This is a genomic window from Marinomonas foliarum, from assembly GCF_016906065.1.
In the GTDB taxonomy this organism is placed as follows: domain Bacteria; phylum Pseudomonadota; class Gammaproteobacteria; order Pseudomonadales; family Marinomonadaceae; genus Marinomonas; species Marinomonas foliarum.
Window position 1 is genome coordinate 2723907 of sequence record NZ_CP070273.1, and the last position, 23982, is coordinate 2747888.

A 23982-nucleotide genomic window follows, 5' to 3' on the forward strand; every position below is an offset into this window, starting at 1 on the left:
AAGTGAAATTAACCTCTTATCGACCATTGGGTCATTCAGGTCTTATTGTCAGTCCTTTAGCCCTAGGCACTATGACATTTGGCGGCTCGAATTGGGGCTCCACTGAGCATGATGCACAGACAATATTTGATGCTTATCGTGAAAAGGGAGGTAACTTTATTGACACTGCTGATATCTACGGCCAAGGAGCAAGCGAGGAGTTGCTTGGTAAATTTATAGCAGAGTCCGGTAGCCGAGATGACATTGTGTTAGCCACAAAATTTGGATTCAATTTTTCAGCAAGTCCATTGGCGGAAAATAAAAGTGCCAGGATTGCCAACCCAAATGCAGGTGGTAGCGGCGCAAAAAACATACATAGGGCATTAGAGAATTCGCTTAAGCGACTTCGTACGGATTATATCGATCTTTATTGGATGCATATTTGGGATGGTGTCACGCCTATTGAAGAGATATTACAGACACTTGGTGATTTAGTTAGGGCGGGTAAAATTCGTTATTTTGCCTTTTCAGACACGCCTGCTTATATCGCCATGAAAGCGGCAGTTTTAGCGAGTGAACGCCGAATTCCTGCTCCTATTGCCATGCAATTAGAATACTCACTGGTTGCTCGTGAAGTGGAAAGAGAGCATTTCCCCGTTGCCCGCGATACATCTATGGCTGTTATGCCTTGGAGTCCATTAGCAGGGGGCTTTTTAACCGGTAAATATAGTAAAGAAGGTCTGCGTGGCGAAGGGCGATTAACGAAACCCAATCCCTTTGGTGATTCGAAATTTAGCGACAGAAACTGGCTCATACTTGATGCTTTGCACGAAGTGGCAAGTGAACTAGAAAAACCACTTGCTCAAGTAGCCCTTGCTTGGACATTGTCTAAACCAGAAGTTACTTCAACGATTATAGGCGCATCGTCTCTGGCTCAATTGCAATCCAACATTGCCGCACTGGATATTGAGTTAACAGCAGCACAACTTGAAAAACTCAATCAAGCAAGCCAATTGACACCTGAGTTTTCAGAGAACTTATCCGGCTCAGCTATTCGAAAAATAGTCTATGGAGGATTTGATGTATTAGGTGTCGAATAATATTGAAGGTTGGAACAAGTCCTCTTGTCTCAGCCTAATTAAGAGGAGATCAGGGTTTGAATTATCACCACGAATTTGATCTATATAAACAGATCGGTAATCCTACCCTTGAAGGTAAGGGGAGGATTACTGTTCTTTCTAAGACCGAAAGCGCTAAGATCGAAACCGCAAATTTTCTTTCGTCAGTTGATCAATTGATGTTTTGCCCATGAGTTTCATGTCTCGTTCGAGTTCGGCTTTCATTAATCCGAGTGCGCGCTCTACACCGGGTTGTCCTGCGGCGGCGAGTGGATACAAGTACATGCGGCCTATGCCAACGGCTTTGGCGCCAAGAGATAAAGCTTTGAGTACGTGGGTGCCCCGCTGTACGCCGCTGTCGAAGATGACGTCGATTTCGTCGCCCACTTCATCGACTATTTCCGCTAGCTGATCGAAAGAGCTGCGGGAGCCGTCAAGTTGGCGTCCGCCATGGTTGGAAATAATTACGCCAGTGCAGCCGATTTCCACTGCTTTGCGAGCGTCTTCTCGGCTCATGATGCCTTTTAAGCAGAACTCTCCATCCCAGAATTTCACCATTTCCGCCACGTCATCCCAGTTCATCGATGGATCGAGCATGTTGGTAAAGTAGTCGCCAATCGAGGTCGCGCCAGAACCCATGTCCACGTGTTCGTCGAGCTGAGGTAAACGGAATTTCTCGTGGGTCACGTAGTTAATGCCCCACATGGGTTTGAGGACAAATTGCAGCATACCTTTTAGGTTTAATTTAAAAGGAATGGCGAAGCCGGTGCGAAGGTCGCGCTCTCGATTGCCGCCAGTAATGGAATCGACTGTCAGCATCATCACTTGTACGCCAGCGTCTTTTGCTCGTTGCATCATGGCACGGTTCAGTTCACGGTCTTTATGAAAGTAAAATTGATAGACCTGAGGCGTGGTGGTTTGCTTGGCGATTTCTTCCATGCTCACCGTACCAAGGGACGACACGCCAAACATGGTGCCGTATTTTTCGGCGGCACCCGCGACGGCTCTTTCACCGTCATGATGGAATAAGCGTTGTAGTGCAGTTGGCGAACAATAAATTGGCAGGGCGAGTTTTTGCCCCATAACGGTAACAGATAGATCTACGTCTTTTACGCCAGTCAGGACGCTGGGCACTAGGTCACAGGTTTCAAATGCGGCTGTGTTGCGGCGGTAAGTTGTCTCGTCGTCGGCACCACCATCAATGTAATTGAAAATCGGGCTTGGCAGGCGTTTTTTGGCTAGGGTGCGAAAGTCTTGGAAGTTATGGCAGTCTTTGAGACGCATGGATTCAGCTCCTTTTATTTTTTATTAACTATAGACTGTGTTCTATTTATAATAAATACGACACAAACTAATAAACTCTTTCTTAAAACGTCTTAATAAAAAAGGGGTTGGATATTGAACGCAGCCGATTTAACGCTTTTTGTGAATGTAGCCGATGCCGGCTCATTTAATAAAGCGGCGCAGCAAGCAGGACTATCGACGCCTGCCTTGAGCAAACGTATTAGCAAGCTTGAACAAGATCTCGGTGCGCAGTTGATCCATCGTACGACAAGACGGCTCAGTCTCACCGAAGCAGGGGAAAGCTTATATGTTCATGCCAAGAATATAGAAGGCCAAGTGAGCGATGCAATTGCTTCTGTGTCGGCGTTTAGTCAAGGTCTCACAGGCACGATAAAGATGTCCGTGCCGACGATTTCTGGGGAATTGTTATTGGCTGAAGCGGTGGCGGAGTTTTGTCAAAAATACCCGAATATCACCGTGGATATGCGCCTTGAAAATGACTTTGTGGATCTGGTTGGCGAAGGATTGGATCTAGCGATTCGGACCGGCAAGTTGGAAGATTCAAGCCTAATTGCCAAGCCTTTGATTCAATCTAATTGGGTGGTGTGTTGCTCGCCAAGTTATATCGAACGATATGGAGAAGTCGGTGATCTGGAGGCCCTGAGAGACCATAATTGCTTGGCTTATACCTACCAAGCACAAGGCTCTTTTGATTGGCGCTTTACTCGAAGTAACATTGAAGAAAGTGTGCGCATCAGCGGTAGTTTCGCCACGAATAACGCCCAAGCATTACGCAAGGCTGCCTTGGCTGGTTTTGGGATCGTCTATGTGCCGCGTTGCTGTGTGTATGAAGATTTGCAGCAAGGCAAGTTAGTCACCATTTTACCGGATTACCAACCGCGCCGACTGGGGGTTTACGCCATTTACCCTTTTACTAAATACCTACCGGAAAAGTTGAGGCTATTGATAGAGCACATCAAACAAGCCTATCAGGATAAGAAAGCGTATTTTTAGTAATGGCAGGTGATGGAAGTTGCTTTTCATTTATCTGTTTTGTCCTTATTCTTAATTTTTTAGCGGTTTTATGATGGGAGCGCTTATGTCTGGTCAAGGTTCAGGTGGCAATGTGATTGCTGCACTTTGTAATGTTTTTATTCCTGGATTAGGTCAATTGGTGCAGGGACGTATTTTTATGGCGTTGTTCTTTTTTGTAACCGTTTTTGTGAGCTATGCATTAGGGGCAACGGTGATTTTGTTCTTTATGTGGTTAGTTGGCGGAATATTACATCTCTGGTCAATTATTGATGCCGCGCGTTTTTCTCGATTTCGTTCGGTTTTATGATAGATAGTTAAGTTATTGACAGATAAAGAGTAATAATTGAAGGGATTCAATACGTGATTAAGAAAAGAAAGCCTATTGCTGCATTACTATTATCGATCCTGTCGCCGGGCTTTGGCCATGTCTACGCAGGGGATTTTAAAAAAGGTTTATGGCTGTTTTTTCTACAAGCTGGTGGGCTATTTGTATTTGGTAAGCTTGGCTGGCTTTCGACAGCTTATGGCATTTGGTTTTTCATGGCCTTTTTACTGTGCCTCTATTTGTATGCCATGCTCAGTGCTGTGCGACTTGCCTTGTCGAATAAAACCTATGAATTGAAGCCTTATAATCGTTGGTATTGCTATCTGGCTATACTGGCTTTGATCTTGTTTCTTGGTCAAACACTTATCTCGTCTCGTGGTGCCTTGTTGGGTTTTGAGCTGTATCAGGTTCCTTCTCGTTCTATGATGCCAACGCTTCAGCCTGGCGATTACATTGCTGTCGATACAAAAGATTTGTCTTTAAACGTGGGCGATGTTGTGGTGTTTCGTTATCCCAATAACAGACAAACCTTGTTTACTCAACGAGTGGTAGCCCTAGGGAATGATAGAGTAGCCATTGAAAATGGCCAAGTGATATTAAACGGTAAGTCCGAGCTTATCGCTTCAGTGGATGAGCGTTTTAGACGCAACGAAATCTCTATTTCTATGGCTGAGCGAGTTGTGCCAGAAGGGCAAGTATTTGTCTTGGGTGATTGGCGAGATAACAGTAATGACAGTCGTTATTGGGGGGCTTTTTCTGAGTCTGATATTATTGGTAAAGTGACTTATATTTGGCTTTCTAAAGAGTTTAGTCGTCTGGGGAGCAAGGTTACACAACCGTTTTCTATAGAAAATTTGTTAAGTAGATAGCCAAGAGGCTATCTACTTAACAAATGTTGATTGGCGCAGTTCTGCGAGATATCACCATTCAGTGCATTGATCAAATTGTCCACAGCGCAAGTAATCATAGCAAGGCGTGTTTCCGCGGTTGCCGAACCTATGTGTGGAAACAATACCGCATTGTCCAGTTTGCAAAGCGGTGAGTCACCAGATAAAGGTTCGACTTCAAAGACGTCCAACCCGGCCGCGCGAATAGTGCCATTTCTTAGAGCGTCGACAAGCGCTGTTTCGTCAATGACTTTGCCACGGGAGCCGTTGATGAAAATGGCACTTTTCTTCATCATGGCGAATTCTTTTGCGCCAATTAATCGTTCGGTTTCTGGTGTTAACGGCGTCATAACACAAACAAAATCGGATGTTTTGAGCAGTTCTTCCAAGTCCATGTAAGTTGCGTTTAGATCTTGCTCGGCGTCTGGTTTGCGACTGCGGTTGCTGTACTGAATCTTCATATCAAAACCAAAATACCCGCGTTTGGCAATGGCATAACCAATGCGACCCATGCCAATAATACCAAGGGTTTTTCCATGAATATCTGTACCGTATAAGTCTTCACCTATATTGCTGGTCCAGCGACCTTCTCGCACCATGTTTGATAGTTCAACAGCGCGTCTAGCTGTGCACATGATGAGCGTGAATATGGTATCGGCGGTGGTTTCATTTAGAACGCCAGGTGTATGCATTAAGGGAATGCCACGCTTTGCAAGGTATGCTAAATCGTACTGATCTGTACCAACTGAAATCGTTGATGCTGCCTTTAGTTTGGGGGCAAGGTCCAATAATTCTGGGCTCATGCCGATGCTGGAGCCAATCAGCCCCTCTGCATCGGCAAGGGCCGCTGTAAATGCGCCCTTATTGTCGTTACTGACACCATCAAAGAAAGTAACGTCAAATTCAGCTTCAAGTCGTTGGCGTTCTGCAGCTGGAATGTCTCGGTATAAAATGACTTTTTTCTTCATCTCGTTACTCCCTTTTGGCTTTCTTTGTATAGGTCGCTTTTCTCTGAATTATTTTTCTAAACTATTTAGGTGCGCGCGAGTTGGTAAACCTTCACTGTCACCACGAACTTGCACAGTTAAAGAGCCGAGCAGGTTTCCGCGACGAGCAGCTTGCTCAATGGTTTTTCCATCGAGTAATGCTGAAATTACACCAACGGCAAAGCTATCGCCAGCACCCACTGTATCGACCACTTTTTCCACTGGGAAGCCTGCAACCGTTCCGGATTCACCAGTACTGGTTTTGAAGTATGCGCCTTTGCTACCGAGTTTTACGATAACTGTTTTGACACCATTTTGGAGATAAAAGTCGGCTATTACTTCTGGTTGATCACTACCCGCGAGAATTTTGCCTTCTTCTATACCCGGTAAAACAATGTCACTGGCAAAGGCAAACTCATTAATATTCGCAATCATAGTGGCTTCATCTGGCCATAAAGTTGGTCGCAAGTTGGTGTCAAAAGACACACTGCAGCCTCGCTCTTTTGCTAGGTTTAAGGCGTGTTTTGTCGCCTCACGCATTGAGCTAGATACTGCTATCGAGATGCCAGTTAGATGTAAATGGGAACCCGCTTTGAATAAATTTTCGTCTATGTCTGTAGAATTTAATGTAGAAGCGGCAGAGTTTTTGCGGAAGTATTCTACCTTAGGGTCGCTGCCGTCGGTTACGTTGGATTTCAGCATAAAACCAGTAGCGTGATTAGCGCTTTCAGAAATCCAGTTTGTGTGAATATTCTCATTGCTAATTGCTTGGCGGATAAATTGACCAAAGCTGTCTTTGCCGACTTTGCTAATGTAGCTGGCTTCAAAGCCTAAACGTGCCATACCAATAGCGACGTTGACTTCCGCTCCAGCTAAAGAGCGGTGGAATTCTTCAATGTCAGCAAGTTGGCCTGGCGTTTTGGCCACAAACATAGCCATGGCTTCACCAAGCGTGACAAAAGAGTGTGATTGCTTTGTTTCCATTATGGATGATTCCTTCTTTCTCTCTTAGATCAATAAGATAAATGGCATAAAAATAACGGCAATCAATACCAACACTATGACAGAAATATATGGCATAACTGCTTTAAATGATCGATCAATGGACAGTTCCCCAATGGAACTTGCGATTAATAAGCACAAACCATAAGGGGGAGTGATTAAGCCGATGGATAAAGTAATAATGACGACGATACCAAGTTGAACTGGGTCTATGCCTAATGTGAGGGCGACAGGATAAACAACTGGAACAAATAGCACCATGGCTGGGATCGCATCCATAAAGGTGCCAACAAATAGGAAGAACGCCACAATAATGAATAGGAATAAATATTCATTGCCACCCATTCCATCAAAAAAGCCGGATACAATCGCGTTAATTTGGTAATAGCCAAGGAATTCACCAAGAGCCGAAGCGGCTGCCAAAGCAAAAAGTGATAAACAACTTAACTTTAATGTTTCGGTAAAAATCTTTGGCAAATCTTTGAGGCTAATGGATTTATAGTAAAAAGCACTAACGAAATAGGCATAAACAGCGGAGAATGCGGCTGCTTCTGTCGGTGTGAATACACCAAAAACAATACCGCCAATAATGATAAGAGGCGTGATCATTGCTGGAACGGCGTCTTTCGTTAATGAAATAAACTCGACACGACTTATTTTCTCTGCTTTTGGTAAGTTGTCACGTTTCGCTATGATGCTAATAACAAACATCATTCCAAGACCAATTAAAACGCCAGGAATCATGCCACCAATAAAGAGTTGCCCAACCGATGTATTGGTTAATCCACCATAAATCACCATGGTGATACTAGGTGGAATAATGCCACCGATAGTAGACGAGGCTGCTGTAACGCCAACCGCCATTTCTCGGCTGTAGCCTTTGTTGATCATGTTAGGGATAAGAATTTTACCTACGCCCGCGGTATCAGCTGTGGAAGACCCACTGACACCTGCAAACAACATGGAGACCAATACGTTTGCGTGACCAAGCCCGCCTGGTTTGCGACCGACTAAGGCGATAGAGAAATTAATAAGTCGATGAGATATCTGGCCGCTGTTCATTATGTTGGCTGTCAGCACAAAAAGTGGTACAGCGAGCAACACATAAGAGTTTAGGCCGTAGAACATCTTCATTGGGATCATAGTTGTTGGTGCACCAGTCATGGTGCCGATACCCACTAAAGAAGCAATGCCGATAGAGAAGGCAATCGGGATACCAAGAATGATAAGGCCAATAAATAATAAAGTAATTAGCGCGAGTTCCATTTAGCCCCCTTGAAGCAAGATAGTGTTTTCGCTTCGTTATAGATGTTATCCACCAGATAAACGCTGGAGCTAATAAAGGTGATTGGCATGATCAGCCACACATAGCCTTGTCGAAATTCTGGGATACTGATCCAACGAGAGTTCCAAAATGCTTGAGTGATTTCGACGCTGTATAGCGAGCAGAATACACAGAAAACCAACATAATAAGATTCTGAGTAATCACTAAAACCGAGCGTTTATGACCTTGAAAATAGTGAGTGAGAACATCGAATCCAAAGTGTTTGTTTTCTTTTACCATTACGGCTGTGCCAAGGAACATGGCCCAGATAAACGAATTCACGGCGATTTCTTCTGTCCATAACACTGAAATACCGAGATAGCGGGTAACAACTTGGATCAAGGTTGCGGCGAGGAACACCACCAATAGCAAAACGCCCAAGCTGATTTGGAGTCGAGCGATAAATGTAGTGAGTATCTTCATACCATATATCCTTGAAGCTCCGAGGTACCCTCGGAGCTAAAGCGAGCAGATAGTGTTATTTGGTCTGACGTATGGTTTCAAGAACTTCTGTCATACCATTTTTTTCTGCCCACTGATCTTGGATAGAAAGGGCTTTTTCAATGAAAGGTGTGCGGTCCAGCGTATTGACGATAGCACCATCATCAATGGCTTTTTGTTTGTAAGTTGACTCTTCACTATACAAAGCTTGGCGTTCCGCTTGAGTCGCTTCTTTTACAGCTTGATTGAAGGCCGTACGTTGCTCGTCATTGAAGCTTTCCCATACCGAATTACGCACTAGCAATAGACGAGTAGTGTAGTCGTGACCCGTTTCAGAAATGTACTTACCGTTGGATGTTTTGTGGTGTTCCATTGGAATGAAGTAAGGGTAAGCGTTTTCAGCGGCGTCAACCACATTGCTTGATAGTGCTTGGTAAAGCTCAGCCCAAGCTACAGAGGTTGGAACAGCACCGATTTCTTTCCAGTATTGAGAAACGACACCGGATGTTTGAGTACGAATCTTCATACCTTTTACATCTGCAAAAGAATTAACTGGTTGCTTGCCATACCAATGACGTACGCCAGCAGTCCAATAAGCGGCTACTCGGTATTTTTCACCAGACTTTGTGTAGATAATGTCAGCAATATCTTTACCTACTTTGCCATCAACCACTTTTTCCCAATGGCTGTAATCGTTGAACAAGTAGAGTAAAGAGAATAGATCCACTTCTTCAATGCCTGATGACGTCATAAACCCTGGAGAAACCAGAACCATATCAGCGCCACCGAGAACCAACTTTTCCACTAGTTCATTTTCATTGGTACCGATAGTTCCTGCATGTACTTCGACATCAAAAAATCCTGAATTATCAGCGACTTCTTTTAGTTTAAGCATACCTGTTTGGTAGGGACTAGAGAGATTGGTTTGGTTGTGAGCGGCTACTAACTTAATCGTATCTGATTTGGTTGAGTCGTCGCCACATCCGGCAAGAGAAAGGGCGGCAGTAGCCGTTAGTAAAGTAAATAATTTTTTCATGGTGACTCCATTATGGATCGATTTTTATGATTATGGTGATCGCACTTTAGGCAGATGACGATATCATGGAATCGATTCCATGAATAGGCTTTGTCAATCGCTTTTGAAAAAAATGCATGATTGTTTTTTAACCAGTTCATACGCGGGGTTGTAAAGGCTTAAGTGGAATGCCGAATAACGAGTTCGGCTTTGAGCTTGATGTGTTGTGCTGGTTCTTCGTTGCCTTGGACTCTCGTCAGTAATCGCTCGCAAGCGGTTTGGCCGATGAGTTGCGTTGGCTGGCGCATGACGGTAATACCGCCTTCGAACAATTGAGCCCATTCTGGGTCGTCTATGCTGATTAAGCCTATTTGCGAGCCGATACGAATGTCTAACTGTTTCAAGGCTTTCGCGGTACTCATCATAGCGACACCATTGGTGGTGAATATGGCTTTTTTACGTTTTGGGTTTGCGTCTATGAAAGCTTGAATGGCTTTGGAAAGCTGGCTGACTGTCATGCTTTCTATTTCTATGATGTCACAAGACATACTTTCATGTTCTTGGGTAAAGGCCTTTATTGCATCAACTCTGGATTGGCGAGGGTCAATTTTGAGGGATTTGGTAATGACGAGAATAGCTTCATAGGCCTTGGTTTGTAAATGTTGGCAAGCCTCTTTTGCGGCGGCTTCATTATCTAAGCCAATGGTATCAAAGCCAAGTGAGGTGTTGATTCTGTCCACCAGAACAATAGGGCATGAGATTTGTTCCAAACTGCTAATTTGTTTCTGTGCCATACCTGATGTGTTTACTATTATTCCATCGACTCGGTGTGCTTCTAGCAATGCTAAATAGCGATCTTGCAGTTCTTTTTCATTGTCCGTGTTACAGACCATTAACATGTAGCCTTCACGACGACAAATATGCTCCACACCTTGTAAAACGTCTATGGAATATGGGTTGGTGACATCGGCGAGCATGAGTCCAATCAGCTTTGAGTGGCCTGCTCGAAGCATGCGAGCGGAATGATTAGGGCGAAAATCTAGGTGAGTGATGGCTTGCGCAATTTTTTCTCGTAGCTCATCTGATAATTTGTCTTGTTCCCCATTAAGGTAACGTGAAACACTGGTTTTACCCACTTTGGCGTGTTTCGCAACGTCTGAAATCGTTGTGAAGCTCTTGTTATTTTTCTTCAGCAAGGTGTCGTCTCAATAGTTGTTTTTAGTGCGTATAGGAGTAGGTGATTTGCCGTACTGTAAACTATGATCCTAGTAAGGTGCAATTATGTAGAGCGAATCACATGCTCGATTCGTTTCCGCTTTTTTTCTTCTCACATGTAATTGCTTATCTTTTTGATAGCAGGAGTTTTATGAAAATTTTCAGCTGCCAGCAATGCGGACAAACGGTGTTATTTGAGAACACTCACTGCGAGCAATGTTCGTCGTCGTTGGGGTTTTTACCCGATCAATTGGTGATTAGTGCGCTAAAGTCAGTTGATAATGCTTGGTATGCTATGGCGGACAAATCCATTCCCGCTAAGCGTTGGTATTACTGCGAAAATCATCAGCACCAAGTCTGTAACTGGTTGGTAGAAGAGGGCGGTAGTACGTTTTGTATGGCTTGTGAATTAAACCGCCATATTCCGAACTTAGAGAAAATTGAAGAACGTCAGGCATGGCAACAACTGGAGTTTGCTAAGCATCGTTTGGTGTATTCTCTGCTGCGTCTTGGCTTGCCTTTAGTGAGTAAAAAAACAGAGCCAGAAGACGGTTTATCGTTTGATTTTATTTCTGAAAATAACGTGGTGCCAGAAGATGTGAGCGCAATGACAGGCCACGCTTCTGGACAGGTGACGATTAACGCCGCAGAAGGCAACTCGGTTGACCGTGAGCAAATGCGCGAAGACATGCAAGAATCTTATCGGACCGTAATTGGTCATTTTCGTCATGAAATTGGCCATTATTATTGGGATTGGTTGGTGTTTGATGATGAGCAGGTTTTGGCTGACTTTCGATCTGTTTTTGGCGATGAAACGGTTAGTTATGCAGATGCATTAGAAGCACATTACAAAGCGCCCAATTCAGATTGGCAGCAGTCTTTTGTGAGTGTGTACGCTTCTTCTCATCCTTGGGAAGATTGGGCAGAAACATGGGCGCATTATCTGCATATTGTCGATACTTTAGAGACGGCAAGCGATTTTGGTTTGAGTCTTCAGCCTGCAGGGGCGAATCGCCAGAACCTCGCTGTGATGGTGAATATCGACCCATATCGACACAATAATTTCGACGATATTCTAGCGCAATATGTGCCGTTAACGTTTGCTGTGAACAACTTGAACCGTGGCATGGGGCAACCGGATTTGTATCCTTTTGTCTTAGTTCCAGCAGTGCGGGAGAAGTTGGCTTTTATTCATCGTTTGTTGCGATCTTATACGGCAGAATAATTTGCGTGACAGAGATTTTATCGACTTATCCATGGCGACAAATAAGTCGATCCGTTATCATGCTTGGCAATTGGAGCATGCAACAACGTCTCCTGACTTTTAATCCTTTAGGATACCAATGAAAAAGACATTTAAACTATCTCATCCAACCATCAAATACCCACGTTTAATTGAAGCGACAAAAAACGAAGTTAAGAAGTATCTAAAAAGAGAGCGCAATAAAAAATTGCCAGAATACGCTGACTTTTGGGGATTTGATTGTCGCTTTGGTCAAACAGAAGCGCTTGCTGAAGAGATTCATGTCGCTCAAATTAATGAAAAAATTAGCTTTGCTGAAAGCCAAGAATGGACTGAGTTCTATCTTGAAATTCTAGCCGCACCAGCCCAACGCACAAAACGTGATGCGACTGATGAGCAAGATGAAGATCTAGAAAACCTAGAAACCGACGAAGAGCTCTAAGCTCAGCAACTAGGTTACAGGTATTAAAAAAACGCCAGATCAAGCTCGCTTGATCTGGCGTTTTTGTTTGTTGTTCTTTAGATAATCCAATTAAGTAAAAATCTCAACCTTCATCCAAGCCTTGTTTCCTTTTTCCTGACTCTTTAATCACTTGTTCGCGCATTCCCTAGCCTTATCATTAAGGGATCGCAGGCCCCTTTTTTTTCATTTGCCTGCTGACTATTTTTAGAGATCTTTGTGCAAAGGTAATATTTAGGTTGGAGATAAAGTAATGAGTAACGACGCGAGCGGTTTAATTGATAGTTTGTTTGAGCGTATTAATACTGCAGAGAAAAACACTGGTGAGCGGGATAAAGAAGCAGAAGTACAGATTAATAAACATCTCGTGGCGAATCCTGCTGCACCTTACTACATGGCACAAACGATTATCATGCAAGAAGCTGCGTTAAAGCAGTTAAATGCTCGTGTTGAAGAACTAGAGCGTAACGTATCTACAAAGCCTAGTTCTGGCGGTTTCTTATCTGGGTTATTTGGTGGCGAGCAGACTTCTTCCCAAGAGTACGTTCAGCAAGGTTCAGGTTGGGGGAGAGGTAATGGCTCTCAGCAAGGCTTTGGTCAATCAAGCAACCAACAGGCAAGGAATAAAACTGACAATCAATTGCAAAGTGTTGGTCGAGGTCGTTCTGGTGCTGGTAGCTTTTTAGGTGGTGCCTTGCAAACCGCCGCTAGTGTGGCTGGTGGTATGGTTGTTGGGAATATGTTGATGAACATGTTTAGCCATCACTCCGAAGCAGACATGGCCAATGTTATTAACGAGCCCCCTGCGGCTTCTGATATTGGACCTGCATCAGATTCTGGGCAGGACAGCTTTGCCGATAGCGGTAGCGCTGACCAAAGTGGATTCGGTCAGGCAGGTTTTGATCAATCAGATGATGGTTTAGATCCTAACCGAGGCTTTGGACAGGCCGGGTTCGACCAAGCCAATATGGATCAAAGCGATATTGATTCTGGGGGTGTTGATCAAGGCGGCTTTGACGACATGGGCGGTTTTGATGACTTTGGTGACGATGATTTTATTTAGTTATGACGGCTAATTAATAAAAACCAGATCAATTTTTGTTTAATTGATTTGGTTTTTATTGTCTTTTTTACGTCACTTCAACAAAGCTCATAAAGCCTGTTTTCAAGTGTTCGATGATATGGCAGTGATACATCCAACGCCCTGGATTATCGGCTACTAGGGCAGCAAGTACGGTTTCATTCTGTCCCAGTAAGACGGTATCCGAATGGAATGGTGTAATGGTTTTTTTGTTCGATTTTAAAACCGTGAAAGTATGACCGTGGATATGAATCGGATGGTGATACTGGGTCAAATTCGATAGCTCGAAAATATAGGTTTTACCACGCTCTAATGTGGCAAGAGGGTCTGGAATGTGGCCTTTTGACATGCCTTCCCAAGAGCGGCGATTCATTGTCCAGAAGTTGTAGCTCACCTTGCCATCTTTTTCTATCGGCGTGATGTTGGCGTTCCATTCAAATGCAAACTTAATGGTTTGTGCGTTCTCTAAATCTAGCGCAGGGATGGGATTGAGCGGCAGCTTAGGTAAACGGCGGTCTTTAAGTTGGCTCGCCACGGCTTTGATGGTCACCATGGGTTTCCCCTTGTGTTTAAAGGTGACAGTTTCTCCGACCTTACTCGGTGCTATCACACCAAGATCAAGGCGCATTCCTGGTGCGGCCATGTGATTGGTTAACGCAACAGGTTCTGCAATTGGATTGCCATCAATAGCAAGAATCTGAGCAGCTGGATCGGTTGAGTTTATCTGGTACATCACTGTGTTATCCACATTCAACAAACGTACTCGAATCGCTCCGCCAGCGGGCACATCATAGGTTGGGTGGATTTCACCATTGATCGTCATGACGCGGCCGGGCGTGCCCATACGAAAAGCATTCTGTGGCGTCGTCAAAGCGGTAAAAGAACCATCGTCTTTGATGTGCCAGCTCTTCATGCACAGAACGAGATCTTCATCAAAGTCTGGCTTTTCAGCTTCCTCTACAATCAGTGCGCCGACCAAGCCTTTGCCAAGTTGCTCGACGCTGTTCATGTGTGGGTGATACCAGAAAGAGCCCGCATCGGGTGGCGTAAATTCGTAGTCGAAGGTTTCGCCGGGCATGATGGGCGGTTGGCTTAAAAACGGCACGCCGTCCATGGCAATCGGGATTCTCATGCCATGCCAATGAATGGTCGTCGGCTCGTTTAACTTGTTGATCACACGAATACGAACGGGCTGATGCTGCTTAGCGCGAATTACAGGTGCCGGGTAACCGCCATTAAAGCAAAGTGCTGGTGTGCTGCCGCCAGATACAATGTTCACATCGGCCGCTTCGACGATTAATTCATAGTCGAAACCAGCAGTCGGGGTAGCGGCAAGAACGACTCTCGGCAGTGAGCTGGTCATGGCGACTAAAAGGCTAGATTTTATAAAATCACGTCGGTTCAAAACGGTTTTTCCTGTGAGTTATTCTCGTAAGCTTCGCCAAAGAGCGAGTTTGATGAGGCAAAGCATAACAAAAAAGCCGACTTCATAGGTTGGCCTTGATCAGACTTTTAGCGATATCCCTGCGCCTGCAAGGTAAATAAATGGGCGTATTGACCTTGTTGCGCTAATAATGAATCGTGGGTGCCGCGTTCTTTAATTTGCCCATGTTCCATGACAATGATCTCGTGCGCGAGACGCACAGTGGAGAAACGATGTGAAATCAGAATCGCCATTTTGTCCTTAGTGTGTTCTTGGAAATGCTGGAAAATATTGGCTTCGGCTTGGGCGTCCATGGCTGCTGTCGGCTCGTCTAACACCAAGATATCGGCGTCTTCGCGCATAAAAGCGCGGGCCAAGGCGATTTTTTGCCATTGCCCACCAGACAGCTCTTGTCCGCCACGGAACCAGCGGCCAAGTTGGGTTTGGTAGCCTTGTTCCAACTCATCAATAAAGTCGGTGGCTTTGCCAAGTTCGGCGGCTTTTTTCCAACCTGTTTGATCGTTAAATCTGTCGTTATCGCCAGCGCCGATGTTTTCACCCACAATAAATTGATAGCGCACAAAGTCTTGGAATATCACGCCAACGCGTTTTAGTAGTGCGCTTTCTTCCCATTCCAGCAAATCCAAGCCGTCTAGCAAAATGCGCCCTTGTGTTGGGTTATAAAGACGAGTCAGCAGTTTGATGAGCGTGGTTTTGCCAGAACCGTTTTCACCAACAATCGCGAGACTGTGGCCGGGGCGAATGTGTAAGTTGATGTTGGCAAGCGCGGGACGTTCGCTGCCTGGATATTGGAAAGAGACGTTTTCGAAACGAATGCCATCATTGGGTGTTGGTCCAACCAAGAGTCCAGATGTAGAAAGCGGCGTTTCTTGTTCTAAATATTCGTATAGGTTGGATAGGTATAAATTATCTTCGTACATGCCACTAATAGAAGTGAGTGAAGCAGAAACCGAACTTTGGCCTTGTTTGAATAACAGCAAATACATGGTCATTTGCCCCAAAGTAATCGCACCAATAATGGTGTCGCTGACGATCCAACCATAGGCGCCATAAAATACCAAAGTACTTATCACGCCAAGGGCGAAGCCCCAGCTTTCGCGACGTAAAATCAGTCGCTTACTTTCTTTGAATAGTTTGATGAATATTTCTGTGTAGCGTTGCAAAAAACGGTCGCCCAGCTGGTACAGACGAACTTCTTTGATGTTGTCTTCTCGAGCCAGCAAGGTTTCTAAATAGTTTTGCTGGCGCACTTCGGGGGAGCGCCAGCGAAACATCAAAAAAGCATCTCCTGAAAATTTAGCCTCGGCGATAAAGGAAGGTAAAGCGCCGCAAATTAATAACGCCAGAGCCCACGGTGAAAAATGCCACAGCAAGACTGCAAAGCTGGATAACGTGATGGCATTTTGCAGTAGTGCAAAGGTTTTATTCACCAGAGCAAGCGGGCGGCTAGATGCTTCGCGGCGAGCGCGAACTAATTTGTCGTAAAATTCAGAATCTTCAAAATGCGAGAGGGTTAAGCTTTGGGCTTTTTCTAATATTAGCAGGTTGACTTTTTGACCTAATAAACCTTGTAAAATGGCCTGCTGAGCGCTTAATGCGCGTTGCGCGGCGGCAATCACTAACACCAAAATTCCCTCTAACACCACATAGTTGAGCGCGGTTTGATAGTGCAGAACTTGGTCTTGTTTATAGCTTTCCATGGCGGCAACAACCGCATCCACGATCAACTGTCCCACATATGCCATGGCGGCTGGCGTGACGCCGGCAACTAAAGTTGCCAACGCCAAACCTATAGTTAACGTTGGGGAAGTTTTCCACACCAAATCAATGGCGCGGCGACTATAACGAAAGACGCCAAGCATGTTTTTATCGACAGTATTTTTGGGTGAAGCCGTAGGTTTCATTAAAGGCCTTAAAACGTTAGGAAATACATGCAGAGGAACGAATAGTATAAGTGATTCTGCCGATGTTTTATCTATTTAAAAAACGATCCTTAGTGCTTGATAAGATGATTTCTCGTGTAGGAGTTTGATTTGGCTGTTTAGTTGTTGAACGTGAAATATGCGTAATGAGTAATAAATTGGCGAAGCCTACCTTTGATAAGGCAGGAAGTGAAACACGTTCGGTATGGCGCTGCTATGGTGTTCTTCGATTACTGTTAAGGGAAGCTCATTTTACTAAAAATAGTTGATCCGTTGAATTCATCCTTTCGTATAACTCTCGTCATGGTTGCTACTTAAGGAATAATTTTGAATCCAGATACGTCACGAATTATCGAAATGGCTTGGGAAGATCGTACACCATTTGAAGCTATTCAATTGCTTTATGGGCTTTCTGAACCTGGTGTGATTTTATTAATGCGAAGTAATCTTAAATCTAAAGCCTTTAGAAACTGGCGTGCTAGGGTTTCTGGGCGTACGAGTAAGCATTTGGCGTTCCGCAATCCTGAAATTTCTCGCGGCTACTGTAAAACACAGTATAAAATGCGTGCTAACAAAGGGCGCTAATAACGACTGGAAGGCTTGTCGCTCCCAATCGTTATAGCTATATGTGATTTGGTGTAAGAAGGGGGGAGCCTATTTCACTTCATTCTCATCTATAAAACCAACCAAGAGATGAATTGAATAAAGCCAACTAAAACGCCTATTAGCACTAAAAGCAGTAAGCTATTGACCGTATATTTTAGGCGTTTATAGGCTTTTCTATTTGTCTGTTTCAATTCTTTACTTTGCTGTAGTAATGGTGTGACATTTTTGAAGATCCTATTCGCCAAACCACCTTTATCCTCATCTGTGTTGGGAACGACAGATGCTCTCATTAATATTTTGTAGCAGAAGTTGATAGCTTTACCGAAAATATTGACGGGTCGATTAAAGTCACACATTAAAATCAGGCGACTCTCATCTGTGTTGTTTTTCACAAAGTGTAGGTATGTTTCATCAAATAGTAAGTCTTTACCGTCTTGCCAAGCGTATGCTTCACCATCGACATTAATAAAGCAATCTTTAGAGTTAGGGGTTTCTAATCCTAAATGATAGCGCAATGAGCATGCTACTGGATCAAGATGGCGGGTAAGTTCTGAATTCCCCGGCATATAAGCAAACATGGCACCATTAATGTTTTTAATTTTGCTGAGAATTTCGGTTGTCTTTGGGCACTGTTGCTGGGCTGATGTATGGGTGTACCCATACCATTTCAAATAATATTTTCTCCAGCCATATTTATGAAATGTTCTAAACCCTAAATCATAAGAAGCATCAGAGCCGGGTTTATTGATATTTTCTAATTCACCGCCATGCTGTAGAGCAAGTGCTTCATCTCTGATCACTTCCCAGTTTTTTCTGAGTTCGTCTAATTCTTTATATTGAAGGGTGTCAATAATTGGTTGACGGACTTTTTTGCAGGAGAACAAATAGAGTAGGCAGTTTAGTGGCGCAAAAATCGGCCAACCTTTACGGAAATACTCAGACCAACTGCTGTATCGAGTGTTTCCTCTATACGTATAAATGTAGTACATGGAGCACATACTAAAAGTAGCAATGACGAGTATGATTGCGGCAGCCTGCATTTTTATTTCCTATTTCTTGACGATTGGTCTTTTTAATTGCTAATTATTTACCAATCGTCATGAAATGTGAATACCTCAAATGAGGTATGCATTTATCTGCTCCTTAATTTCGTATTGATGCATTTATTTGAGCGTTTATGGTGTAAAAGGTGAATTTTATGAAGCTTTATGCCGCATTACTTTCGGGAAAATCGCTGTTTTCATCAAGATCAAATGTTAGCGAGCTATCGTCTTCGCTATAAATTATCTCTTCATCGGTTTCTATAACAAGATCTTCAAGAGTCTTTTTTGCAGAGGTCGCTGCCGAGAGCTGTGTTTTCTCATTAGATTCTTTGGTTGGTGATTTTTTGTTTTTCGGGGGAGTTTTCTTTTTATTGCCTAATATATCTAATAAAGAGTCTTTGTTCTCTGCTAGGTACATAGATAAGGCTTCTTTTTGATTATGATCTCCAGCTAAATTGCTTTGATCTAATACTTCATAAAGCGCTTCAGCGGTATCTAGAAGTTTGTCGTATGCATCGGCTTCGGCTTTTGAAGTAAACGTCATTTTTTCGATTCCATCGCGTTCTACAACATATTTGATAATTACAGGCATGATCCACCTCATGAAAAATAATACTGTATAAATGTACAGTATTATTTTCCCTTTTGTCTAGTTCTTTTATTTGTTGATATGAGCAATGGTTGTTAAAGTTACGCCCTTGCTAAAGGAAACACTTTTTATGTCGATCGATTTCTCTCAGTTAGACTTTTCTATTGTAATGGATCATGTTGAGATCGCTTTAACACTCGCTTGGGTTTTGTTGTCTTACATAGTGCGACGTTATACGAAGCGTGTCATCCGTCTGCACCAAAACATTGAGCACGATAAAAAACGTCAGAGAATCAACACTGTTGATAACATCTTTAACCTTTTTTTAGTGGTTGGCCTGGTGTTGATTTGGTCGTCTGAGCTACAAAACATAGCTATTTCAATCGCCGCATTTATGGTGGCTTTGGTTATTGCTACTAAGGAGTTTATTGCTTGTATTATTGGTGCATTTTACCGAGCGAGTACCCGCCCTTACCAGGTTGGTGATTGGATTCGAATCGCAAACTATGAGGGTGAGGTAACGGATAGTGACTGGCTATCAACTACTTTATTTGAAGTGGATCTGAAAGGCGGAACTTACTCTTACACTGGCCGAACTACAGTGGTGCCCAACAGTGTGCTGTTATTACAAACCGTTCAAAACTTAAACTATATGCGTCGTTATGTTACTCATACATTTTCTATTTCACGAGCCACTGACGATGTAAATTTATTTACCATAAAAGAGCAAATACTGGAAAAAATTCGTGGATACAGCGAGCATTTTCATGAAGTTGCTATTCGTTATAACAGCCTGATTGAAAAGCGTTTGGATATTAAAATTTCCGGTCCTGAGCCGCGAGTGCGTATTACGACCACGGTAGAAGGCTTTAATATTTTTAGTATTTCACTTTTTTGTCCGACAGAAGAAGCTGTTGAAATTGAACAAAAAGTAACCGAAGACTTTATGGCATTTTGGTATGAAAGTCGTGATGCTAGATTAGATGCTGTGGGGAAAGAGCAATGATTCAAGCTCGTACACTAACGCTATGTTTTATACTTTGTGTCACCTTATTAACAACAGGATGTAATAGTTTTCGTGTCACTGAAAGTAAGGTTAACGAAGAAGTAGCAAAGGAACTTGCTAAACCACAACAGAACCAAATTGCGCTGACATTAGATGGCAATACTCTAAACTTAGATTTCCTGGTTAGCTCCGCAAAAATTGATTTTACTGAGCGTGATGGTGGTTTAGTGTTAGTTGATCTTGTTGGCAAAATGACAGGGACATTAACAGCATTCGGTCAGAACTTTTCGCTTACGACAAGAGTAAACCCTTCTTTTGAGTCTGGTGTTCGGATTGAAGAGGACCGACTGTATTTGGTGGCGCCAAAAATTACTAAGATTGAAGTCGAAGGTTCAAGCTTTAACGATAAAATGCTGCGCTCTACTTTAGGGTCACTGCACGATGATTTCGAAAAGGCACTGGTACAGTATTTTGACAAGCATCCAGTGTATGTCTTGAACCACTCGCCGTTTGAAAAAGCAGCTGCGGCTATGGTGAAAGACATTATTATCAAAGAAGACTCGTTAGAGTTGTCTATCTTTTAGATAAGACTTTGGTTAAGGGTCTAGGTAAGTTACTACATAGCCACTATAATGCCCGAATATTATATAACCAGATATTAAGGAAACATCATGTCGATTGCAGACAACCAAGTTGTTCAATTTCATTACACTTTGCGCCATGGCGAAGAACTTATTGAAACCTCTGCAGGTAAAGATCCTGCTGCGTATTTACATGGCCACGGTAATGTTATTCCAGGGCTTGAAAAAGCTATGGAAGGCAAAGAGGTTGGCGAAGAATTTGAAGTAACCGTTGCATGTGCTGATGCCTATGGTGAACGCCATGAAGACCGCCAGCAACAAGTGCCTGTAAAACATTTACAAGGTGCGAAACGCTGGAAAGCTGGCATGGTTGCTATGGTGCAAACTGATAAGGGTATGCGTCAGGTGACTGTGGTTAAAGTTGGCCTGAAGCATGCAACTGTTGATTTGAACCACCCACTGTCTGGTAAAGATCTGACTTTCAACATTCAGATCGTAGATTCTCGTGAAGCGACGAACGATGAGATTGCTCATGGTCATGCTCACGGCGTTGGCGGTCACCACCACTAAGAGTAAAGTGCTTTAACTACAAATAAAGCAATTTTCTATAAAGCCCCTGTTGCGGATGACGCAGCGGGGGCTTTTGCATTTATAAGTTTGTGTTTTTTAGATGAGTAGAGAAAGACTGATTTTAATCAAGTGATTGCAGCAAATATTAAAATTTAATAAGAATCGTTATCAACTGCTTGACAGATCTCGTCGAGGTGCACATTATTGATAATAGTTATCATTTATATTTTGTGTGTTCTATATCTAGAGGACGAAGCGATGAGTCATTATTTAGTGCCATTTTCAGTGCTCGAGCAGACTATTCAGGGAGGGCAGTGTGCAGACTCCCCAGAAGTGCTCTATCATTATCTGAAACTAACGGAAGAGTATGCTGAACGCTTGAATATTACTGATGCGACGTTATTGCATCAAAGAGTGTTTAATGTGTTGCTGGATACAGTGTGCGATACCAATGTTGTGCCTCATTGGCGACAAACGTGTTTGGACAAGGTGTATTTGCCCTTGTCACATCTAAAGCATTTAATTGTGACCTATCAAGATGCTAAGAATTACTTCAAGATGGAGCACAGTTTACGAATTCTAAGCCATTACTTTATTTCTTCTTTCGAGCAATAAGGACATCATTTACCAATGAAAATGCGTATTGAAAAAGACAGTATGGGCGAATTAGAAGTCCCTGAAAACGCCCTTTATGGTGCTCAAACACAAAGAGCGATTAATAACTTTCCAATTAGCGATGAGCCATTACCAGAAGCCTTCATTCGTTCACTTATCTTGATCAAAGCCGCAGCAGCACGCGCCAATGAATCTCTTGAATGTCTAACGTCAGAAATGTCGACAGCGATTCAAAGCGCCTGTGACGAGCTGTTAGACAGCGATAATCTTATGCAGCACTTTCCTGTGGATGTTTTTCAAACAGGCTCAGGTACTAGCTCGAACATGAACGCCAATGAAGTAATTGCTTCATTAGCGAGTGCACATCTCGGTTCAGCAGTGAATCCCAATGACCATGTGAATTATGGTCAGAGCAGTAATGATGTCATTCCTAGTGCGATTCATGTGAGCGCAACCTTAGAATTAACAGGTCACCTGTTACCCGTCTTGACTCATTTGAAAGAAACGATTCTTGAGAAAGGTACTGCGCTGGCTGAGTACACTAAAACAGGCCGTACGCATTTGATGGACGCTATGCCAGTGCGCTTGGATCAAACCTTTCATGCGTGGGCCTCACAGCTACAAGACAATATTGATAATTTAACCTATCTTGAAGCTAAGACAACCAAACTTGCCCAAGGCGGAACGGCTGTAGGGACGGGGATTAATGCCCATCCAGAATTTGCAGAACTGTTTGCTAAAGAGTTGTCTTATTTAACAAATGTGACTTTTAGTAAAGGCGATAACTTTTTTGCTTTGATTGGCTCACAAGATACAGCAGTTGCCTTATCGGGTCAGTTAAAGGCGGTGGCTGTGACTTACATGAAAATTGCTAATGACCTGCGCTGGATGAATTCTGGCCCATTAGCAGGGTTAGGTGAAATTTCCCTACAAGCCTTGCAACCAGGTTCGTCTATTATGCCAGGTAAAGTGAATCCAGTGATTCCAGAAGCAACGGCGATGGTGGCGGCACAAGTTATTGGTAATGACGCTGCGATTACCATTGGTGGTCAGTCGGGTAATTTTGAATTGAACGTTATGTTGCCAATGATTGCTAAGAACTTGCTAAACAGCATTAAGTTATTGGCGAACAGTGGACAGCTTTTGGCAGACAATGCCATTGCAACGCTAACGGTCAACGAAGATAAATTGAATGAAGCATTGCATCGTAATCCTATTTTGGTGACGGCGCTAAACCCAATTATAGGTTATGGTAAAGCTGCAGAAATCGCGAAGAAAGCCTATAAAGAGGGGCGGCCAGTGGTGGATGTTGCAGAAGAAGAAACAGAGTTAAACCGAGACGAATTGCTCTCCTTACTCGACCCTGCTAAGTTAACTCATGGTGGGTTATAGTTTCTTTATTTGGTTGTTCCCTTTCCAAATATAGAAAACCCGAGCCAGCGTTCGCGCTGGCTTTTTTTATGCTTAATTATTCATGCTAATGCCTTCTCCACAGCGGCTTTAGCATGAATATATGTGGTGTCAAACAAAGGCACGGCGACGTGTTCTTGCTTTAGTAATAAGGTGATTTCCGTGCACCCTTCGATGACGGCTTCTGCCCCGCTGGCTTGGAGTCGATTGACTATATCTATATAAATTTCCCTAGATTCTGGACGAATGTTTCCAAGACATAATTCATCGTAAATAATTCTATGTATCTCGTCCCTGTCTTGCTTCGATGGTGTAATAACCTCTAAGCCATATTGATCCTCTAGACGCTTAATATAGAAGTCTTCTTCCATCGAATAGCGTGTACCAATAAAGCCTACTTTTTGATGCTTCTGCTTCAAAAGCTCCTTGGCTGTGGCATCGGCAATATGTAACAACGGAATGTGCATCGCACTTTGAACAACGTCCGCTACCTTGTGCATGGTGTTGGTTGCGATAAGGATAAAATCAGCTTTAGCTTGTTCTAAACGTTTGGCTTCTGCAGCGAGGATTTCCCCTAATTGAGTCCAATCGCCTTGATGTTGCAACCGCTCAATTTCCGCAAAATCGACACTGGATAAAATAATCTTGGCGGAATGCAATCCGCCAAGGCGCTGTTTGGTTAACTCGTTGATGGTTTTGTAATATAAGGCGGAAGATTCCCAACTCATGCCACCAATAATGCCGATCGTTTTCATGCTTGCGTCCTTTGGAATTTATAACAAGTCTATGAAGTCTAACGC

At 43.4% G+C, this 23982-nt stretch carries 25 protein-coding genes; 13 read left to right on the top strand and 12 right to left on the bottom strand.

The window, feature by feature from the left end; genetic code table 11:
- Nucleotides 1–2 precede the first annotated feature (2 nt).
- The gene (locus tag JSY38_RS12635) at nucleotides 3–1079 is read left to right on the top strand and encodes an aldo/keto reductase (protein ID WP_205113490.1); all 1077 of its coding nucleotides are present in this window, start codon (nucleotides 3–5) and stop codon (nucleotides 1077–1079) included.
- Nucleotides 1080–1232: 153 nt separating this feature from the next.
- Here the strand turns inward: JSY38_RS12635 and JSY38_RS12640 are convergent, their stop codons facing one another.
- Nucleotides 1233–2381 (bottom strand): alpha-hydroxy acid oxidase, encoded by a 1149-nt coding sequence (locus JSY38_RS12640; RefSeq protein WP_205113491.1) that lies wholly within the window; start codon nucleotides 2379–2381, stop codon nucleotides 1233–1235.
- 114 nt (nucleotides 2382–2495) lie between these two features.
- Between JSY38_RS12640 and JSY38_RS12645 the strand changes: the two genes are divergently transcribed.
- The 3 genes from JSY38_RS12645 (at nucleotide 2496) to lepB (ending at nucleotide 4610) form a co-directional block, all read left to right on the top strand.
- Entirely contained in the window at nucleotides 2496–3395 is a 900-nt protein-coding gene (locus JSY38_RS12645; protein WP_114411222.1) for a LysR family transcriptional regulator, read from the top strand.
- Nucleotides 3396–3480: 85 nt separating this feature from the next.
- A complete protein-coding gene (locus JSY38_RS12650; RefSeq protein WP_114411221.1) occupies nucleotides 3481–3723 on the top strand; it encodes a hypothetical protein in 243 nt (80 codons plus the stop codon).
- A 53-nt stretch (nucleotides 3724–3776) separates the two neighbouring features.
- Nucleotides 3777–4610, top strand: a complete 834-nt coding sequence (lepB, locus tag JSY38_RS12655) for a signal peptidase I (RefSeq protein ID WP_205113492.1) — start codon at nucleotides 3777–3779, stop codon at nucleotides 4608–4610.
- An 8-nt stretch (nucleotides 4611–4618) separates the two neighbouring features.
- On the opposite strand, the gene JSY38_RS12660 is transcribed toward lepB, so the two are convergent.
- The 6 genes from JSY38_RS12660 to JSY38_RS12685 form a co-directional block, all read right to left on the bottom strand.
- On the bottom strand, nucleotides 4619–5596 hold the full coding sequence (locus tag JSY38_RS12660; protein WP_205113493.1) for a 2-hydroxyacid dehydrogenase: 978 nt from the start codon (nucleotides 5594–5596) through the stop codon (nucleotides 4619–4621).
- Between the two features lie 48 nt (nucleotides 5597–5644).
- On the bottom strand, nucleotides 5645–6598 hold the full coding sequence (locus tag JSY38_RS12665; RefSeq protein WP_205113494.1) for a sugar kinase: 954 nt from the start codon (nucleotides 6596–6598) through the stop codon (nucleotides 5645–5647).
- A gap of 24 nt (nucleotides 6599–6622) precedes the next feature.
- Nucleotides 6623–7882: a TRAP transporter large permease gene (locus JSY38_RS12670; protein WP_205113495.1), complete on the bottom strand. Its 1260-nt coding sequence runs from the start codon at nucleotides 7880–7882 to the stop codon at nucleotides 6623–6625.
- Complete coding sequence (locus JSY38_RS12675; RefSeq protein ID WP_205113496.1) at nucleotides 7867–8364, bottom strand: TRAP transporter small permease; 498 nt, start codon at nucleotides 8362–8364, stop codon at nucleotides 7867–7869. The genes JSY38_RS12670 and JSY38_RS12675 overlap by 16 nt, the downstream gene beginning before the upstream one ends.
- Nucleotides 8365–8419: 55 nt before the next feature.
- Complete coding sequence (locus JSY38_RS12680) at nucleotides 8420–9418, bottom strand: TRAP transporter substrate-binding protein (protein ID WP_114411215.1); 999 nt, start codon at nucleotides 9416–9418, stop codon at nucleotides 8420–8422.
- Nucleotides 9419–9576: 158 nt separating this feature from the next.
- Nucleotides 9577–10593 (bottom strand): LacI family DNA-binding transcriptional regulator, encoded by a 1017-nt coding sequence (locus JSY38_RS12685; RefSeq protein ID WP_205113497.1) that lies wholly within the window; start codon nucleotides 10591–10593, stop codon nucleotides 9577–9579.
- A 170-nt stretch (nucleotides 10594–10763) separates the two neighbouring features.
- On the opposite strand from JSY38_RS12685, the gene JSY38_RS12690 reads away from it, so the two are divergent.
- The 3 genes from JSY38_RS12690 to JSY38_RS12700 all read left to right on the top strand — a co-directional run bounded on the left by JSY38_RS12690 (nucleotide 10764) and on the right by JSY38_RS12700 (nucleotide 13378).
- A complete protein-coding gene (locus JSY38_RS12690; protein ID WP_205113498.1) occupies nucleotides 10764–11837 on the top strand; it encodes a zinc-binding metallopeptidase family protein in 1074 nt (357 codons plus the stop codon).
- Nucleotides 11838–11955: 118 nt separating this feature from the next.
- Complete coding sequence (locus tag JSY38_RS12695) at nucleotides 11956–12297, top strand: DUF6172 family protein (protein ID WP_205113499.1); 342 nt, start codon at nucleotides 11956–11958, stop codon at nucleotides 12295–12297.
- A gap of 271 nt (nucleotides 12298–12568) precedes the next feature.
- Nucleotides 12569–13378, top strand: coding sequence for a DUF2076 domain-containing protein (locus tag JSY38_RS12700; protein WP_205113500.1), 810 nt, complete (start codon nucleotides 12569–12571; stop codon nucleotides 13376–13378).
- A gap of 67 nt (nucleotides 13379–13445) precedes the next feature.
- Here JSY38_RS12700 and JSY38_RS12705 read toward each other — a convergent pair whose 3' ends face one another.
- Nucleotides 13446–14801, bottom strand: a complete 1356-nt coding sequence (locus tag JSY38_RS12705) for a multicopper oxidase family protein (RefSeq protein ID WP_239543967.1) — start codon at nucleotides 14799–14801, stop codon at nucleotides 13446–13448.
- Nucleotides 14802–14908: 107 nt separating this feature from the next.
- Entirely contained in the window at nucleotides 14909–16744 is a 1836-nt protein-coding gene (locus JSY38_RS12710) for an ABC transporter ATP-binding protein (protein WP_205113501.1), read from the bottom strand.
- Between the two features lie 342 nt (nucleotides 16745–17086).
- Here JSY38_RS12710 and JSY38_RS12715 point away from each other — a divergent pair, with 342 nt between their 5' ends.
- A complete protein-coding gene (locus JSY38_RS12715; RefSeq protein ID WP_205116813.1) occupies nucleotides 17087–17347 on the top strand; it encodes a TIGR03643 family protein in 261 nt (86 codons plus the stop codon).
- 89 nt (nucleotides 17348–17436) lie between these two features.
- On the opposite strand, the gene JSY38_RS12720 is transcribed toward JSY38_RS12715, so the two are convergent.
- On the bottom strand, nucleotides 17437–18408 hold the full coding sequence (locus JSY38_RS12720) for an aspartyl/asparaginyl beta-hydroxylase domain-containing protein (RefSeq protein WP_205113502.1): 972 nt from the start codon (nucleotides 18406–18408) through the stop codon (nucleotides 17437–17439).
- Nucleotides 18409–18574: 166 nt separating this feature from the next.
- Complete coding sequence (locus tag JSY38_RS18660; RefSeq protein WP_205113503.1) at nucleotides 18575–19003, bottom strand: YebG family protein; 429 nt, start codon at nucleotides 19001–19003, stop codon at nucleotides 18575–18577.
- Between the two features lie 127 nt (nucleotides 19004–19130).
- Here JSY38_RS18660 and JSY38_RS12730 point away from each other — a divergent pair, with 127 nt between their 5' ends.
- From JSY38_RS12730 to JSY38_RS12750, 5 genes are all read left to right on the top strand, one after another.
- On the top strand, nucleotides 19131–20006 hold the full coding sequence (locus tag JSY38_RS12730; RefSeq protein ID WP_114412437.1) for a mechanosensitive ion channel family protein: 876 nt from the start codon (nucleotides 19131–19133) through the stop codon (nucleotides 20004–20006).
- On the top strand, nucleotides 20003–20590 hold the full coding sequence (locus tag JSY38_RS12735) for a DUF1439 domain-containing protein (protein WP_114412436.1): 588 nt from the start codon (nucleotides 20003–20005) through the stop codon (nucleotides 20588–20590). The genes JSY38_RS12730 and JSY38_RS12735 overlap by 4 nt, the downstream gene beginning before the upstream one ends.
- Before the next feature lie 87 nt (nucleotides 20591–20677).
- Nucleotides 20678–21157 (top strand): FKBP-type peptidyl-prolyl cis-trans isomerase, encoded by a 480-nt coding sequence (locus tag JSY38_RS12740; protein WP_114412435.1) that lies wholly within the window; start codon nucleotides 20678–20680, stop codon nucleotides 21155–21157.
- Between the two features lie 258 nt (nucleotides 21158–21415).
- Nucleotides 21416–21772, top strand: a complete 357-nt coding sequence (locus tag JSY38_RS12745) for a hypothetical protein (protein ID WP_205113504.1) — start codon at nucleotides 21416–21418, stop codon at nucleotides 21770–21772.
- 15 nt (nucleotides 21773–21787) lie between these two features.
- Entirely contained in the window at nucleotides 21788–23164 is a 1377-nt protein-coding gene (locus tag JSY38_RS12750) for a class II fumarate hydratase (protein WP_205113505.1), read from the top strand.
- 80 nt (nucleotides 23165–23244) lie between these two features.
- Here the strand turns inward: JSY38_RS12750 and JSY38_RS12755 are convergent, their stop codons facing one another.
- Nucleotides 23245–23937, bottom strand: a complete 693-nt coding sequence (locus tag JSY38_RS12755) for an aspartate/glutamate racemase family protein (RefSeq protein ID WP_205113506.1) — start codon at nucleotides 23935–23937, stop codon at nucleotides 23245–23247.
- Nucleotides 23938–23982: the final 45 nt, after the last annotated feature.

Bases quoted from the DNA above. Each gene is read 5' to 3' on its own strand.
- JSY38_RS12640 (WP_205113491.1), bottom strand. From the start codon at position 2,381: ATGCGTCTCAAAGACTGCCATAACTTCCAAGACTTTCGCACCCTAGCC.
- JSY38_RS12650 (WP_114411221.1), top strand. From the start codon at position 3,481: ATGTCTGGTCAAGGTTCAGGTGGCAATGTGATTGCTGCACTTTGTAAT.
- JSY38_RS12660 (WP_205113493.1), bottom strand. From the start codon at position 5,596: ATGAAGAAAAAAGTCATTTTATACCGAGACATTCCAGCTGCAGAACGC.
- JSY38_RS12665 (WP_205113494.1), bottom strand. From the start codon at position 6,598: ATGGAAACAAAGCAATCACACTCTTTTGTCACGCTTGGTGAAGCCATG.
- JSY38_RS12670 (WP_205113495.1), bottom strand. From the start codon at position 7,882: ATGGAACTCGCGCTAATTACTTTATTATTTATTGGCCTTATCATTCTT.
- JSY38_RS12675 (WP_205113496.1), bottom strand. From the start codon at position 8,364: ATGAAGATACTCACTACATTTATCGCTCGACTCCAAATCAGCTTGGGC.
- JSY38_RS12680 (WP_114411215.1), bottom strand. From the start codon at position 9,418: ATGAAAAAATTATTTACTTTACTAACGGCTACTGCCGCCCTTTCTCTT.
- JSY38_RS12690 (WP_205113498.1), top strand. From the start codon at position 10,764: ATGAAAATTTTCAGCTGCCAGCAATGCGGACAAACGGTGTTATTTGAG.
- JSY38_RS12695 (WP_205113499.1), top strand. From the start codon at position 11,956: ATGAAAAAGACATTTAAACTATCTCATCCAACCATCAAATACCCACGT.
- JSY38_RS12700 (WP_205113500.1), top strand. From the start codon at position 12,569: ATGAGTAACGACGCGAGCGGTTTAATTGATAGTTTGTTTGAGCGTATT.
- JSY38_RS12710 (WP_205113501.1), bottom strand. From the start codon at position 16,744: ATGAAACCTACGGCTTCACCCAAAAATACTGTCGATAAAAACATGCTT.
- JSY38_RS12720 (WP_205113502.1), bottom strand. From the start codon at position 18,408: ATGCAGGCTGCCGCAATCATACTCGTCATTGCTACTTTTAGTATGTGC.
- JSY38_RS18660 (WP_205113503.1), bottom strand. From the start codon at position 19,003: ATGCCTGTAATTATCAAATATGTTGTAGAACGCGATGGAATCGAAAAA.
- JSY38_RS12730 (WP_114412437.1), top strand. From the start codon at position 19,131: ATGTCGATCGATTTCTCTCAGTTAGACTTTTCTATTGTAATGGATCAT.
- JSY38_RS12735 (WP_114412436.1), top strand. From the start codon at position 20,003: ATGATTCAAGCTCGTACACTAACGCTATGTTTTATACTTTGTGTCACC.
- JSY38_RS12740 (WP_114412435.1), top strand. From the start codon at position 20,678: ATGTCGATTGCAGACAACCAAGTTGTTCAATTTCATTACACTTTGCGC.
- JSY38_RS12745 (WP_205113504.1), top strand. From the start codon at position 21,416: ATGAGTCATTATTTAGTGCCATTTTCAGTGCTCGAGCAGACTATTCAG.
- JSY38_RS12750 (WP_205113505.1), top strand. From the start codon at position 21,788: ATGAAAATGCGTATTGAAAAAGACAGTATGGGCGAATTAGAAGTCCCT.
- JSY38_RS12755 (WP_205113506.1), bottom strand. From the start codon at position 23,937: ATGAAAACGATCGGCATTATTGGTGGCATGAGTTGGGAATCTTCCGCC.